The 15,024-nt window shown below is 66.9% G+C and carries 13 protein-coding genes; 9 read left to right on the forward strand and 4 right to left on the reverse strand.

The window, feature by feature from the left end; genetic code table 11:
• Positions 1-180 precede the first annotated feature (180 nt).
• Positions 181-945, forward strand: coding sequence for a LamB/YcsF family protein (locus J2Y55_RS08700; protein WP_310150791.1), 765 nt, complete (start codon positions 181-183; stop codon positions 943-945).
• Positions 946-948: 3 nt separating this feature from the next.
• On the opposite strand, the gene J2Y55_RS08705 is transcribed toward J2Y55_RS08700, so the two are convergent.
• The 4 genes from J2Y55_RS08705 to J2Y55_RS08720 form a co-directional block, all read right to left on the reverse strand.
• Positions 949-1,953 (reverse strand): 5-oxoprolinase subunit C family protein, encoded by a 1,005-nt coding sequence (locus tag J2Y55_RS08705; RefSeq protein ID WP_310150794.1) that lies wholly within the window; start codon positions 1,951-1,953, stop codon positions 949-951.
• Positions 1,950-2,684, reverse strand: a complete 735-nt coding sequence (locus tag J2Y55_RS08710) for a 5-oxoprolinase subunit B family protein (protein WP_310150796.1) — start codon at positions 2,682-2,684, stop codon at positions 1,950-1,952. The genes J2Y55_RS08705 and J2Y55_RS08710 overlap by 4 nt, the downstream gene beginning before the upstream one ends.
• 67 nt (positions 2,685-2,751) lie before the next feature.
• On the reverse strand, positions 2,752-4,050 hold the full coding sequence (locus J2Y55_RS08715) for a Zn-dependent hydrolase (protein ID WP_310150797.1): 1,299 nt from the start codon (positions 4,048-4,050) through the stop codon (positions 2,752-2,754).
• On the reverse strand, positions 4,047-4,781 hold the full coding sequence (locus J2Y55_RS08720) for a GntR family transcriptional regulator (RefSeq protein WP_310150799.1): 735 nt from the start codon (positions 4,779-4,781) through the stop codon (positions 4,047-4,049). Before J2Y55_RS08720 ends, J2Y55_RS08715 begins: the two co-directional genes overlap by 4 nt.
• A 116-nt stretch (positions 4,782-4,897) precedes the next feature.
• Between J2Y55_RS08720 and J2Y55_RS08725 the strand changes: the two genes are divergently transcribed.
• The 8 genes from J2Y55_RS08725 (at position 4,898) to J2Y55_RS08760 (ending at position 15,023) form a co-directional block, all read left to right on the forward strand.
• Positions 4,898-6,076 carry a M24 family metallopeptidase gene (locus J2Y55_RS08725; RefSeq protein WP_310150801.1) on the forward strand — a complete coding sequence of 393 codons (1,179 nt, stop codon included), beginning with the start codon at positions 4,898-4,900 and terminating at the stop codon, positions 6,074-6,076.
• 11 nt (positions 6,077-6,087) lie between these two features.
• Entirely contained in the window at positions 6,088-7,644 is a 1,557-nt protein-coding gene (locus J2Y55_RS08730; RefSeq protein WP_310150804.1) for an ABC transporter substrate-binding protein, read from the forward strand.
• 7 nt (positions 7,645-7,651) lie between these two features.
• The gene (locus J2Y55_RS08735; protein WP_310150807.1) at positions 7,652-8,602 is read left to right on the forward strand and encodes an ABC transporter permease; all 951 of its coding nucleotides are present in this window, start codon (positions 7,652-7,654) and stop codon (positions 8,600-8,602) included.
• Positions 8,595-9,413: an ABC transporter permease gene (locus J2Y55_RS08740; protein WP_310150809.1), complete on the forward strand. Its 819-nt coding sequence runs from the start codon at positions 8,595-8,597 to the stop codon at positions 9,411-9,413. Before J2Y55_RS08735 ends, J2Y55_RS08740 begins: the two co-directional genes overlap by 8 nt.
• 4 nt (positions 9,414-9,417) lie before the next feature.
• Positions 9,418-11,073 (forward strand): ABC transporter ATP-binding protein, encoded by a 1,656-nt coding sequence (locus J2Y55_RS08745; RefSeq protein ID WP_310150811.1) that lies wholly within the window; start codon positions 9,418-9,420, stop codon positions 11,071-11,073.
• A 44-nt stretch (positions 11,074-11,117) separates the two neighbouring features.
• Complete coding sequence (locus tag J2Y55_RS08750; RefSeq protein ID WP_310150815.1) at positions 11,118-12,317, forward strand: M24 family metallopeptidase; 1,200 nt, start codon at positions 11,118-11,120, stop codon at positions 12,315-12,317.
• A 186-nt stretch (positions 12,318-12,503) separates the two neighbouring features.
• Positions 12,504-13,253 carry a gluconate 2-dehydrogenase subunit 3 family protein gene (locus J2Y55_RS08755; RefSeq protein WP_310150817.1) on the forward strand — a complete coding sequence of 250 codons (750 nt, stop codon included), beginning with the start codon at positions 12,504-12,506 and terminating at the stop codon, positions 13,251-13,253.
• A gap of 3 nt (positions 13,254-13,256) precedes the next feature.
• Positions 13,257-15,023, forward strand: a complete 1,767-nt coding sequence (locus J2Y55_RS08760; RefSeq protein WP_310150819.1) for a GMC family oxidoreductase — start codon at positions 13,257-13,259, stop codon at positions 15,021-15,023.
• Position 15,024: the final 1 nt, after the last annotated feature.

The following is a 15,024-nucleotide window of genomic DNA, read 5'->3' on the forward strand; positions in this document are numbered from 1 at the left end:
CTAAGATTCCCGGCCTCAATTCGCGGGCATCGATGCCAGAGCTGGATCACGGCCGTCTCGTGGCACAGGCTGGCAGCTGGCCGCGCGCTCCACTAGAACGTCCCCAGGCCAGCCGCCTTGCGGCCCATGCCACTGGCCCTGCGGTTCCAAGGGGTCGGTTTCAACGCTTCAGGATCTCGAATGAACATAGATCTCAACGCGGATGTCGGCGAAAGCTTCGGTCCCTGGACCATGGGAGACGATGCGGCGATGTTCGACATCGTCACCACGGCCAATGTCGCATGCGGTTTTCATGCCGGCGATCCCGAGATCATGCGCAAAACCGCCGAGCTCGCGCGCGACAAGCATGTCGCGATCGGCGCCCATCCCGGCTTTGCCGATCTGATCGGCTTCGGCCGACGCCGCCTGCCCGGCCTGACCGAGCGGGAGGTCGAGAACCTCGTCGCCTATCAGGTCGGCGCGTTCAAGGCCGTCGCGGCATTGACAGGCTATCCGATGACCCATGTGAAGACGCATGGCGCGCTCGGCAACATCTGCAATGACGACGACGCGCTGGCGCTCGCCGTCGCGCGCGGCATCAAGGCAGCCGACCCCGACGCGCTCTTCCTGGTGATGCCGGGGATGGCGACGGAACGGGCGGCCGAAAAGCTCGGCCTGGCCTATTTCCGGGAGATCTATGCCGACCGGACCTATGATGACAGCTTCAACCTGACGGATCGCGCCAAGCCCGGCGCGGTGATCCACGATCCCGAGGAGGCGTGCCGACATGTCATGCGCATGCTCGATGCCGGCGCGGTGGTGTCGGTGACCGGCAAGACGCTCAAGGTCGGCATCGATTCGATCTGCGTGCATGGCGACAATCCCCATGCCGTCGCGCTTGCCCGCAAGCTGCGCAACCAACTCGAAGCGGCGGGCGTGACGGTGGCGCGCTACACCGCATCCTGACCCTCAAACGCCGACCGCTTCCGTCGCGCTGGTGACGCCGCCGATCAGGTTGAGCCCGAGCAGCCTTTCGCTCGTCAGTGGCGCGGCCACTGGGGCGAGCGCGGAGACCAGCCCATCGACCAGCGTCTGAAGCCGGCGCGCCGCCTCGATTGCCTGCTCGAAGGTCACGATCTCGAAACGCACGGGTTCACCCGGCGGAATCTGCGCGAAGCGGCCGATATCGGCGCTGATGATGGTCGCGATCTTGGGGTAGCCGCCAGTGGTCTGGCGGTCGCGCAGCAGCACGATCGGCCGGCCGTCGCCCGGCACCTGGATCGAGCCGTCGACGATGCCGTCCGAGACGATGTTGTAGCCGCCGCGATGGGGCAGCGTCGGCCCGTCCAGGCGCACGCCCATCCGGTCGGCCTGCCCGCTGAGGCGGTAACCGGCGCCGGTCAGGATCGCCAAAGCCTCGTCGCTGAAATGATCGTCCTGCGGGCCGGGCAGGATGCGGATCGGCCCCATCTCCCCGCCCGGAAGCTCCGGCAGGCAGTATAGCGTCGCCCCTCCCCCAGTTGCCGGAATGCGGGCGCCGACCGTGAGCGGCCCGCCCCCGATGCCGGAGCGGCGATGCATCGATTGGCTGCCCATGTCCGGCGCAGTCGCGATGCCACCCTCGACCCCGAGATAGGCGTAGGCTGCGCCCGGCGCGGGGCGCGCCAAGACCGTGCCGCCGTCAGTGACGCGCACCGCCGTGAAGGGGGCGATCTGGCGGCCCTCCACCTCCAGCGTGCAGGCCGGACCGGCAAGCGCGATCGTGATGTCGCCCTCGGCCGTCAAACGGACTCCGCCCGGGCCGAGTTCCAGCGCCGCGGCCCCGGCCTCGGCCGCCACGAGCAGGTTAGCCGCAGCCAGATGAAAACGATCCATCGCGCCCGCCGGCGAGACGCCGAAGCGCTGATAGCCGAAGCGGCCGCGATCCTGGATCGAGGTCGCGGGACCACAGGCCTTGACGACGAGCGCGCTCATGGCGCCTCGCAGCGGGCGACGGGGGCTCCGGAAGCTGCCAGCGCATCGAGCCCGGCCCATTCATCGGGAGCAATCCGCTCGAAGCGAATTTCATCGCCCGGCGCGTAAGTGAAGACCGGATCTCGCCCCGGCATGAAGCCGCGTGCCGGCGTTCGGCCGAGCATATGCCAGCCGCTCGGCCCCTCGACGGTGGAGATGGCGCCCTGCGCCCCGCCGATGGAGACCGACTGCGCCGGCGTCTTCATGCGCGGCTCGAGCCGGCGCGGGGTGGCGAGCGCCGGGTCGAGCCCGCTGAGATAGGCAAAGCCCGGCATGAAGCCGATCATCGCGACGACATAGGTCGCGGCCGCGTGGCGCGCGACCAGCGTCTCCCCGCTGATGCCATGGCGCGCCGCAAGATCATCAAGGTCCATGCCGAAATCGCCGCCATAGACGACCGGCACGCGCCAGCGCCGCACCTTGCCGCCTGCCGCGACCGGCTTCTCGCTGAGAGCGAGAATGCGCTCCGACAAGGCCGGGACATCGATGTGGAGCGGGTCGAGATGGATCAGGAGCGAGCGATAGGTCGGCACGGTCTCGAGCAGGCCGGGCTGCGGCTCGGCAGCGAGCGCCGCATCGAGCGCCAGCACGCGCGCATTGATGGCAGGATCGATCGCATCCCCGAATTCGACCGAGATGGCAGCGTCTCCGCAGCGCAGCAGGCGGGGACGGGGCAAGGTCTCGATCGTCATTCGTTTCTCGCAATACCTACCGGCCACACCACGCCACACGACGTCCGGCTGGGAGCCTCGGCAATTGTCATGCACTGATGCTGCCCGGTTCAAGGCAAAACCGCATCAGGATGCGCGCTGCAACAGCGAGATCCTGAATCTCCATCGATTCACGCGGATTATGGCTGCCATGCGCGTTGCGGATGAAGATCATCGCGGTCGGCACGCCGTGATTGGCGAAGATCGCCGCGTCATGGCCGGCTCCGCAGGCCATCTGCGGAACGGCGAGCCCCTCCGCCTCGGCCATTCCTGTCAGGCGCATGGCGAGGCGCTGATCCATCGAGGCAGGCTCGGTGCCCGAAAGCGGCCCAAGATCGATCGAGACGCCGCGCTGCCGAGCAATCTGCATCGCGATGTCGCGCATCAGATCGGGCGCGCGCGCCAGCAAGGCGGGTGAGCGGCTGCGCAGGTCGATCGAAAGGTCCACGCGCCCGGCGACCTTGCTGAAGGCGTGCTCGGCCGGATCGGTCGCAAATTGCCCGACGGTGATCGTGAGGTCTTCGCCCTCGGCTTCCAGATCGCGCCAGAGCTGATCGAGCCTGAGCGTGAGCTCGGCTGCGGCCAAGGCGGCATCCCGTCGTAAGGCGCGCGGCGTGGCGCCGGAATGGGCATATTCGCCCCGGCAGACGACATGGCGAAACCGCGCCGAGCCCCGGATGCCGGTGACGATCGCAACCGGCGCTCCCTGCGCCAGCAGGACAGGTCCCTGCTCGATATGCGGCTCGATGAAAGCCCCGATCTCCGCAGGGGCGAGGACGCCCTCTCCCACGCGCAAAGCGTCGAGATCCGCACCGGCCTCCAGCATGTGGTCCCCCAGGCTGCGATCGTCGTCGCTGCGCCTGACCTGATCGAGCTCAGCCACCGCGAGCGCTCCGAACGCGGCGCGGCTGCCTATATAGGAGGCATTGAACCAGGCACTTTCCTCGGCCCGGATTACGACCAGGACGATGTCCCGCGGCGGCTCTATTCCCGCCCGGACGATCCCGGCGACGACGGCAAGGCCGGCGAGGACGCCGGCGGCGCCGTCGAAATTGCCGCCATTCGGCACGGAGTCGAGATGCGAGCCGATCATGATCGCGGGCTCTCGCGTGCTGCCGCGCAAGGTCGCATAGAGGTTGAGCGCCGGATCGCGCCGCAGCGCTAGCCCAAGACGCCCGGCCTCGCGCGCGATGATGTCATGGGCGATCGCCTCGCCGGGACCGTAGGAGGCGCGCGTGATGCCTCCAACACCGCCTGTCCTGGCGCTCAGCTCATCGAATAGCCGCTGCGCAAGCGCGATATCGGGCTCGGGCGGCAGCGATGGCAGTCCCGATTGCAGAGCTGTCACAGGCGCGCCAATCGCGCGACGATGCTGGCGCGCACGGCATCGAGATGGTCGCGCATCGCTTGCGCCGCCTCCTCGCCCTCGCCCTCGTCGAGCGCTTGGACGATTGCGAGATGTTCGCGGCAGGTATCGGTGAAGCGTTCGGGCAGGCTGCGCAGGTCGAACATCAATGTCTGCCGGCGCAGATTGCGCACGATCGCGGCAAGCCTGGAATTGCCGGCCGCATCGGCTATGGCGCTGTGCAGCATGTCGTCGGCGCCACGGACCTCGGTGCGATCAGGCGTTTCGCCGGCTTGCGAATGGGTCAGCAGCGCCTCGAAACGCCCTCGCAGCGTCGCCAGCAGATCCGGCGCGACACGGCCGGCGGCGATGCGCGCGGCTTCCGGCTCGAGCAGGCGGCGCACGCCGAGATTCTCGGCGAACTCCTCGATGCGCATGGTCGCGACCTGCACGCCGCGCGCACCCAGGCGCACGATCAGCCCCTCGCTCTCCAGGATCAGCAGCGCATCGCGCAGCGGCGTGCGCGACATGGCGAGCTGTTCGGCCAGCCTGCGTTCGGTGAAGAAGGCGCCGGGCTTGGCCTCCCCCGACATGATCATGTCGAGCACGGCCTCATAGGCCTGGGCGGCCAGGCTTTTCTCCGGCTCGGCGAAGGCGCCGGCGGATTCCTGTGCCTTGGCGGTTTTGCGGGAGCGATTGGCGGCCGAGACCGCTTTCTGTGCAGATGTGTCCAAGCTCTGTGCATTCCAATGGTTGACGAGTGGTATACCACCTCGTAGCGTGACTGCAAGCAAGCTTCATCGGTGACCTCTGACTATCTTGCCCTGACGATCTTGCGGCGGAGACGGATATGGCATTTACCGGCGCCCCCACCTTGCCTTTTTCGCGTGAGGAACACCTCGAGCGCCAGGGCCGCCTGCGGCAGACCCTGAAGGCGCGCGGCTTCGACGCCATGCTCGTCTTCGCCCAGGAGAGCCATTATTGGCTGACCGGCTACGACACCGGCGGCTCGGTCTTCTTCCAGTGCTCGGTGGTGACGGCCGACGAGCGCCCCATCGTGCTGCTGACGCGCCGCCCCGACCTGCTCCAGGCGCGCCAGACCTCGACGATGGAGGACATCCGGATCTGGTGGGACGCCGAGGACGCCAATCCGGCGCGCGATCTCAAGGGCATCCTCGAAGAGCTCGGGCTCAAAGGCGCCAACATCGCCGTCGAGCTCAACACCCATGGCCTGACCGGCTGGAATCTCTGGCGGCTGCAGAAGACGCTCGACGGCTTCTGCAAGCTCGACAATGACGACCACCTGATCCGCAAATTGCGCCTGGTGAAATCGCCGGCCGAGATCGACTACATGCGCCTGGCCGGCAAGCTGCTCGACACATCGCTCGAAGTGGTGATCGAGACCGCCAGGCCCGGCGTGATGGATTCCTCGCTGACGGCGGCCTATCTCAAGGTCGTGCTCGAAGGTGGCGGCGACATGCCGCCCAATGCGCCTTTGTTCAATTCCGGCCAGCGCGCGGTCTATGGCCGCGGCGTCTCCATGCCGCGCCGGCTGGAGCCCATCGATCAGATCATCGTCGAATACCCGGTCGCCTATCGCCGCTATTGCTGCAAGACCGAGTGGACGATCCTGATGGGCCGCGCCAGCGACCAGCAGAAGCACATGTACGAGACGGCGCGGACCACGATGGACCGCATGACCGAGATCGCGCGGCCCGGCACCACCCTGGGCGAGATCTTCGACGTCCATGCCGACGGCCTCGACAAGGGCGGTTTCGCGGCGCACCGTTTCGGCGCGACGGGCTACTCGGTCGGCTGCACCTGGGCGCCGACCAGCATGGATGTGCCGCCGATGATCTATTCCGGCAATCCGACCATCTGCCAGCCCGGCATGACACTGTTCTACCACGTCATGATCGGCGACAGCGACACCGGCTACGCCATGGGCGTCGGCCATACACTGCTCGTCACCGAGGGCGCGCCCGAGATCCTGACCGGCCTGCCCGACGCTCTCACCGAAGTCCTCTGAGGGGAAGACCCATGACGCAGCTTCCGATCACACGCCGCAGCGCTCTCGCGGGCCTCGCCGCAGCGACCGCCCTGCCCGATCTCTCCTACGCGCAAGGCGCTCCCAAGACCGGTGGCACGCCCAAGAGCGGTGGCACGCTGAAGATCAGCCATCCGACCCGCGTCGCCTCGCTGAACGTGCTGCAGATCTCCGGCCCGGCCGAGTATCTCGCTGTCGACATGCTCTATTCCGGCCTGACCCGGATGGGCCCCGACATGCGGGCGCAGCCCGATCTCGCGCTCGAATGGAGCGCCGACGCCGATGCGAAGAGCTTCATCTTCAAGCTCAGGCCGAACGTCAGCTTCCATGACGGCAAGCCCTTCACCGCCGAGGACGTCGTCGCCACGATCAAGACGATCCAGGACCCCAAGAGCGCCTCGCCCGCCCGCACGGTGCTGAGCATGATCGGCGACGTCGCGGCGGTCGATCCGCTGACGGTGAAATTCACGCTCAACTCGTCTTATGCCGACCTGCCGATCTCGCTCGCCCATGCCAATGCGCGGATTGTCTCGGCCGAGACGCTGAAAGGCCCGCTGACTGCGCTCGACACCAAGGCCAACGGCACCGGCCCGTTCAAGCAGGAGAGCTTCGACAGCGCCCGCATGCTGAAGCTGGTGAAGAACCCGGCCTATCATCAGCCCGGCAAGCCCCATCTCGACGCGGTCGAGATGCATCTCTTCCCCGATCTCGCGGCCGAGACGCAGAACTATCTCTCGGGTGCCGTCGATGCGATGCTCGAGGTGCAGCAGGCCGACTTCAAGCGCATCTCGACCGCGCCCGGCAGCGTCGGCGTGCGCACACCGTCGGGGCGCTTCGTCAATGTCGTGATGCGGCAGGACCAGAAGCCCTTCGACGATGTCCGCGTGCGCCGGGCAATGGCGATGGCGGTCGATCGACCCACGCTGGTCGACATCATCCTGGAGGGCTACGGCCGGCCCGCCGGCGACAATGTCATCTCGCCCGGCTATCGCTACCTGCTCGAGACAACGGCGCCGAAATACGACCCCACCGCAGCCAAAAAGCTGCTCGCGGAAGCCGGCTACCCGAACGGGCTCAAGATCCCGCTGATCTGCTCGAACCGGCCGGCAATCCGCTCGCAGGTCGGCATCGCGATCAAGGAAATGGCCAAGCCCGCCGGCTTCGACATCGACGTGCAGACCATGCCGCACGACACCTATCTCGCCAATGTCTGGATGAAGGGGCAGTTCTATATCGGCTATTGGGGCATGCAATCGACCGAGGACCAGGCCTTCACCCTGCTGTTCACGACCGACGCCGCCTTCGCCGACACCGCCTGGAACAGCAAGGAATTCGATGCGCTCGTCGCCAAGGGCCGCGCCACGATCGACGACGCCGAGCGCCGCAAGATCTACGCTGAGGCCCAGGCGCTGATGGTGCGCGACGTGCCCAGCATCATCCCCTTCTTCCAGGATGTGCTGACGGCCAACCGCTCCTATGTGAAAAACTGGGTCGGCCACCCGCTCGCGCGCTATTTCTTCGTCGAGAACGTCTGGCTCGACAAGGCGTGATGCGGCCATGAGCGCGGCGTATCTTCTCAGACGGCTCGCCGCGATCCTCATCGTTCTGCTGATCGTCTCGCTGACCGTGTTCTCGATCACGCAGATCCTGCCCGGCAACGCGGCAGTGATGATCCTGGGCGAATACGCCACGCCCGCGCAGCTGCAGGCGCTGGAGTTGAAGCTCGGCCTCGATCAGCCCTGGTATATCCAGTACTGGCGCTGGTTCTCCGGCATGCTGAGTGGCGACTGGGGCGTCTCGATGCGCCTGTCGCAGCCGGTTGCGGCATTGATCGGCGAAGCGTTCTGGCGCTCGGCGGCGCTCGCTTTGGCCTCACTTGCAACCGTGACCCTGATCGCCATTCCGCTCGGCATTCTGGCCGCGCTGAAGCGCGGCACGATCGTCGATCTCGTCATCGGCCTCTTCGCCTATGTCGGGACGGCGGTGCCCGAATTCGTCACGGCGACCCTGCTCCTGGTTTTCCTCGCCGGCCCCGATCGCGGGTTCCTCCCGGCCGGCGGCTTCGCGCCGCTTTCGGAAGGCATCGGGGCGGCGCTGTCGCATGTCGTCCTGCCCGCAGCGACGCTCTCCCTGATCCTGACCGCACACATCGCCCGGCAGGTGCGCAGTGAGATGTCCGACGTTCTGTCGAGCGACTATATCCGCGCCGCGCGCCTGAAAGGTCTGTCCGAGCGCTCGGTCGTGCTGCGCCATGCGCTGCGCAACGCCATGGCGCCAGCGGTTGCGGTGATCTCGCTCGATATCGGCTATCTGCTCGGCGGCATTCTCGTGGTCGAGGAGGTTTTCGCCTGGCCGGGACTGGGGCGACTGATCATCTACGCGCTGCAGAACCGCGACCTGCCGGTGATCCAGGCGGCGACGCTGGTGCTCGCCTTCACCTACGCACTCTCCAACCTCGTCTCCGATATCGTCATCGCCAGGCTCGACCCGCGGGTGCGCTATGCGTGAGCTGCTGCGACATCCGACGGGGCTGGCAGGCGCCGTGCTTCTGGCGATCATCGCCGTGATGACGATCTTCGGCCCGCTGATCGCGCCCTATGACCCTCAGCAATTCCACCCGCTGTCGCGGCTCCAGGGGCCCTCAGTCGCGTACTGGCTCGGCACGGACCAGTTCGGCCGCGATATCCTCTCGCGCATTCTCACTGGCGCCCGCTCGACCATCCTGTTCGGGCTTGGCGCGACCATGGCCGGCGTTGCAGCCGGCGGCGCGATCGGCCTGATCGCGGGAGCGATCGGGGGTGCTGTCGACAGCCTGATCATGCGCCTGCTCGACGGGCTGCTCGCCGTGCCGGACCTGCTCTTCACCTTGCTGATCGTCACGGTGCTGGGCGGCGGCTCGGGCCACGCCATGCTCGCGGTCGCCATCGCCTTCATGCCGGGGCTGGCGCGGATCGCGCGCAGCACGGTGCTTTCGGTGCGCACCCGCGAATTCGTGCTGGCGGCGCAGGCGCGCGGCGAGTCCCCCGCCTATGTCATCGCCTGCGAGATCATGCCCAACACCATCGCCCCGATCATCGTCGAGGCGACGATCCGGGTCTCCTTCGCGATCATGCTCGGGGCGACGCTGGGCTTCCTCGGGCTCGGCGCCCAGCCACCCTCGACCGAATGGGGCCTGATGATCGCCGAGGCGCGGCAATACATGTTCCGCAACCCGATCTGCGTCGCGGCGCCCGGCGTCGCCATCGCGCTCGCGGCGCTCGGCTTCAACCTGCTCGGGGACGCCTTGCGCGATCTCACCGACCCGCGCGGGCGGCGGTGACGGCGTGACGCAGAACACAGCCATTGCCTCCGCGCGCCCCGACGCCCGCCCTGCCCTGGAGGCGCGCGCTTATTCGCTGGCCTATGAGACGCCGGGCGGCCTGGTCCAGGCGCTGAAATCCATCGACATCAGCATTCCGCGCGGCAAGACGCTCGGCCTGGTCGGCGAGTCCGGTTCTGGCAAGACCTCGCTCGCCTGGGCGATCATGCGCTATCTGCCGCGCAATGCGCGCGAACTCGGCGGCGACCTGCTGCTGGCCGGCGAGAGCCTGCGCGCCACCTCAAAAAGCCAGATCGCCGATATTCGCGGGGCGCGCATCGGCATGGTGTTCCAGGACCCGAGCACCTCGCTGAACCCGACGCTGACGCTGGGCGAACAGCTTGCCGAGACCCTGATCCGCCACCGCAAGATGAGCAAGGCGCAGGCCTTCAGCGAGGGCGAGGCTTTGCTCGCGCGCACCGGCATCACCCGTCCGGCGGCGATGATGAAGCGCTATCCGCATGAGGCTTCGGGCGGCGAGAAGCAGCGCGTCGTGATCGCGACCGCCTTCGCCTGCGACCCCGAATGCATCCTGTTCGACGAGCCGACGACGGCGCTCGACACCATCACCTCGCGCCAGATCCTCGACATCTTCCAGACGCTTCAGGAGGATACCGGGGTCGCCGCGCTCTATATCTCGCATGACCTCGCGCTGGTCTCGCGCATCGCCCATGACGTGGCTGTGATCCATCGCGGCGAGATCGTCGAGCGCGGTGCGACCGCGACGCTCTTCCGCAATCCGCAGCACGACTACACCCGCGCGCTGATTGCGGCGGCGCCGCGCCCCGACATCAGGCTCTCCGGCCCGGCGCCCGACATTGCGGCCCCGACCGTGCTTGCGACGCAGGACCTGACCGTACGCTATGGCGGCCGCTCCCTGCTGCAAAAGCTGATGGGGCGTGGCGAGGCCGCCGTCGAAGGCGCGCGCAAGATCGATATCGATGTCCGCGAAGGCGAGATCCTTGGCATCGTAGGCGAATCCGGTTCCGGCAAATCGACCATCGCGCGGGCCATCGCCGGCATCGCCGATTTCAACGGTACGATCAGTTTCGACGATCATGTCGTCCAGGAGCGCAGCGCGATCAGCCGCAGCTACCGGCGCGCGGCGCAGATCATCTTCCAGAACCCGGACGCCTCCCTCAACCCGCGTCAACGCGTCGGCGAGATCATCGCGCGCCCCCTGAAGCTCTATGGCCTCGCTAGGGGCAGCGGCATTGAGGCGCGCGTCGCCGAGTTGCTGGCGCAGGTCAGGCTGCCGGCCGATTTCGCCGGGCGCTACCCGCATCAATTGTCCGGCGGCGAGAAGCAGCGTGTCGCGATCGCGCGCGCCTTCGCGGCGAGGCCGAAACTGGTGATCTGCGACGAGATCACCTCCTCGCTCGACGTCTCCGTGCAGGCCGCGGTGGCGCGCCTGCTCGTCGATCTCCAGGCGGAATCGAAAGCCTCATGCCTGTTCATCACGCATGATCTGAATCTCGTCCGCCAGCTCGCCCACCGCATCGCCGTGGTCTATCGCGGCGACCTCGTCGATCTGTTCGAGGCTGCCGATTTCGATGCGCAGAAGCGCCACCCCTATACGCGCGCGCTGCTCGAGGCGATGCCGCCCCCGATCCATCCTTGAGACAGGACAAGGTGATGCAGGACTTGGTGATGCAAGACACGGTGATGAAAGAGATCTCCGCCACCACCGGCAGCGGCCGGGCCATCACCTTGCGCTTCGAGAAGGCCGAACACGATGCCCGGCTCGCCGCCACGCGCGCGGAGCTGAAGCGGCGCAACCTCTCGGCGCTGCTCGTCTTCGCGCAGGAGAGCCACTACTACCTCACCGGCTTCGACACGGCCGGCTATGTCTTCTTCCAGGTCGGGATCATCACCGCCGACGAGCGTCCTACTGTCCTGCTGACCCGCCGGCCCGATCTGCGCCAGGCCCAGGTCGCCTCGCTCTATGACGACATCAGGATCTGGCTCAACGCCGAGGGGGCGCGGCCGGCCTTCGAGATGAAGGCGATCCTGGAGGAACTCGGCCTGAAGGGTTCGCACATCGGCGTTGAATTCGCGACCTATGGCCTGACCGGCGCCAATAGCCGCGAGGTCGAGGCGGCGCTCAGCGGTTTCGCCGAGGTCGTCGACGGCTCCGACATCGTGCGCCGGCAGCGGCTGGTCAAATCCCCGGCCGAGCTCGCCTATATCCGCCGCGCCGGCGAGCTTGCCGACGCAGCCGTGCTCGCCATGGCCGGGAAGGCAAGGCCCGGCGTGCTCGACAGCGTGCCGACTGCAGCCGGCGTCGCGGCAATGCTGGAGGGCGGCGGCGACATGCCGGCCGGCGGCCCTTTGGTGAATTCCGGTCCGCGCGCGCTCTATGGCCGCGGCGTCGCCGGGCCGCGCATGCTGGAGGAGACCGACCAGCTCATGATCGAGCTCGGCGCCTCCTATTGCCGCTACAATGTCTGCATCGAGCACACTTTGGTGCTGGGCCAGCTCGACCCGCGCCAGCAGGCGCAGCACGAGGTCGCCTGCGAGGCGATGCGTCAGGTGCTCGACGCCGCGCGTCCCGGGCGCGAACTCGGCACGCTCGACGACATCCACCGCAAGGTGCTCGACGCGGCCGGCTTCGGCCTGGAGCGCTTTTCGGCCTGCGGCTATGCGCTCGGCTGCACCTATCGCCCGACCTGGATGGACGTGCCGCCGATGATCTATTCCGGCAATCCGTTGGTGATGGAGGCCGACATGGTCTTCTTCGTCCACATCATGATCCCCGATACACGCACGGGGCTCGCAGCCGGCGTCGGCCAGACTTTCGCCCTGCGCGAGAACGGCCCGCCCGAGGTCTTCAGCACGATCCCGCTCGCGCTGTTGCAGGGCTGAATTCAGCGTCAGGGGCATCATTGGCCAACGCATAAAAGTGTAGGAAAACCGGAAATCCCTGACGCGTCATGCTCTCAGCGCATGGCGCGGCGCGCAATTGGCTCTCTCAGTCGAATTGGTCTCAGTGCAAACTGTGGCATATTCGGGCGTCGCAGCGTTCGATCGCAAGCGAAGAGCAGGCTCACCATGCGCGCATCTGGAGTGCCACAGCCGAACCGCAGGCAGTTCCTGTCCTCGACCGCGATTGCCCTGCTGCTTGGTTCGACAGGCCGAGGCCTTGGCGAGACGATCGCAGGCAGCCCTCCCTGGAAGCCTTTCGACGCCAGCCCGCCGCAGACGCTGGGCTCGGGGCGCTGGTACGTCCTGACGCCCGACGAGGTTCGCGCCCTCAGCGCAATCACCGAGCGCCTGATCCCGGCTGACGAATTGAGCATCAGCGGCAGGGATGCGGGCTGCGTCGAGTTCATCGACCGCCAGCTCGCCGGCAGCTACGGCTCCTCCGAGCGGCTCTACATGAAGGGGCCGTTCCAGCCCGGCACGCCCGAACAGGGCGACCAGTTCCCGCTCGCCCCGCGCGAGCGTTACCGGCTGGGCCTCGCCGGCCTCCAGGCGCATTGCCGCGAGACCTATCAGAAGGCTTTTGCCGATCTGCCGCCCGAGCAGCGCGACCAGGTCCTGACGCAGCTTCAGACCGGTGCGATCACGCTGAAGGACATCGACGCCAAGGCCTTCTTCGCGCAGCTCCTGCAGAACACCATGGAGGGCTTCTTCGCCGACCCGATCTATGGCGGCAACAAGGAGATGGCGTCATGGAGGATGCTCGGCTTTCCCGGAGCCCGCTACGATTACCGCGACTACATCGACAAGCATAACCAGAAGCTCGATTTGCCCCCGCTCAGCATCGCCGGGCGGTCCGAATGGCGCGTGAAGGATTGAGCCATGGCCAGGAAACTGCCCTCGACGGATGTGGTCGTGGTCGGCCTCGGCTGGGCCGGATCGATCATCGCCAATGAATTGACCGACCAGGGGCTCGAGGTCGTCGCCTTCGAGCGCGGTCCCTGGCGCGAGACGGCGCGCGATTTCAACATCGCATCGGCCCCCGACGAGCTGCGCTACAGCCAGCGCCAGGAGCTGATGCTCCAGACCGCGCAGAACACCGTCACGGCCCGCAACGACCCGTCCCAGACGGCGCTGCCGATGCGCAGCTGGGGCTCGTTCCATCCCGGCAACGGCACGGGTGGCGCCGGCAACCATTGGGCCGGCATCACCTTCCGCTTCCAGCCGGAGGAATTCCGGCTCAAATCCTATCTCACCGAGAAATACGGCGCGGGCGCCATTCCCAGCGAGCTCACTTTGCAAGATTGGGGCACGGACTGGAGCGAGATGGAGCCGTTCTACACAGCGTTCGACCGGCTCGCCGGGCTTTCCGGCCGGGCCGGAAACCTCAAGGGGCAGATCCGCGAGGGCGGCAATCCGTTCGAGGGGCCGCGCTCTGAAGAGTATCCGACCGGCCCGATGCGCCAGCCCTATGGGCCGACCCTGTTCGCCCAGGCCGCCAAGGATCTCGGCTACAAGCCCTTCCCGGTGCCTTCGGCACTGATCTCCGAGGCCTATACGAACCCCCTCGGCATCACGATGGGGCCGTGCACCTTCTGCGGCTTCTGCACCAATTACGGCTGCGCCAACTATTCCAAGGCGAGCGCGATCACCACCGTCCTGCCGGTGCTGACGCGAAAATCCAATTTCCGGGCACAGACCAATTCCGAGGTGCTGCGGGTCACGCTCGACGCCACCGGCAAGCGCGCCACCGGCGTCGTCTATGTCGACACCTCCGGCAAGGAATGGGAGCAGCCGGCCGATCTCGTCATCGTCACCGCCTTCACCTTCGAGAATGTGCGGTTGATGCTGCTCTCGGGCGTCGGCACACCCTATGACCCTGAAACCCAGACCGGCACGACCGGGCGCAACTACGCCTACCAGACCGCCAACAGCGTCCAGCTCTTCTTCGACGACAAGAACTTCAACCCCTTCATCGGCGCGGGCGCGCTCGGCATGGGGATCGACGATTTCAACAACGACAATTTCGACCATTCCGGCCTGGGCTTCTTCGGCGGCGGCAGCATCCGCGTCACGCCGATCGGCGCAGCCCCCATCGGCTACCGGCCGACGCCGCCGGGCACGCCGCTCTGGGGCTCGGAATGGAAGCGCCAGACCGTCAAGAACTACCTCAGCTCCATGTCGATCGGCTGCGAGGCCTCGAGCTATACGACGCGCACCAACTACCTCTCGCTCGACCCGACCTATACCGACCGGCTCGGGCGGCCGCTGCTGCGCATCACCTTCGACTTCTCGCAGAACGACCTGAAGATGTCGCAATACTGCACCGACAAGGTCGCCGGCATCGCCAAGGCGATGAACCCGCGCCAGTTCGTGCCGCATCCGATGACCGGGCACTGGAACACCGGCCCCTACCAGTCCTCGCATGTGGTCGGCGGCTTCGTCATGGGCGCCGATCCCAAGACGAGCGCGGTCAACAAATACCTGCAGAGCTGGGACGTGCCCAACCTGTTCGTGGTCGGCGCCTCGGCCTTTCCGCAGAACCCCGGCTACAACCCGACGGGAACCGTCGGTGCGCTCGCCTTCAAGGCAGCCGACGCCATCCGCCGGCTCTATCTCAAGAATCCCGGCCCCTTGGTGAGCGCATGAG

Source organism: Allobosea sp. BE125, from assembly GCF_031456075.1.
Classification (GTDB): Bacteria; Pseudomonadota; Alphaproteobacteria; order Rhizobiales; family Beijerinckiaceae; genus Allobosea.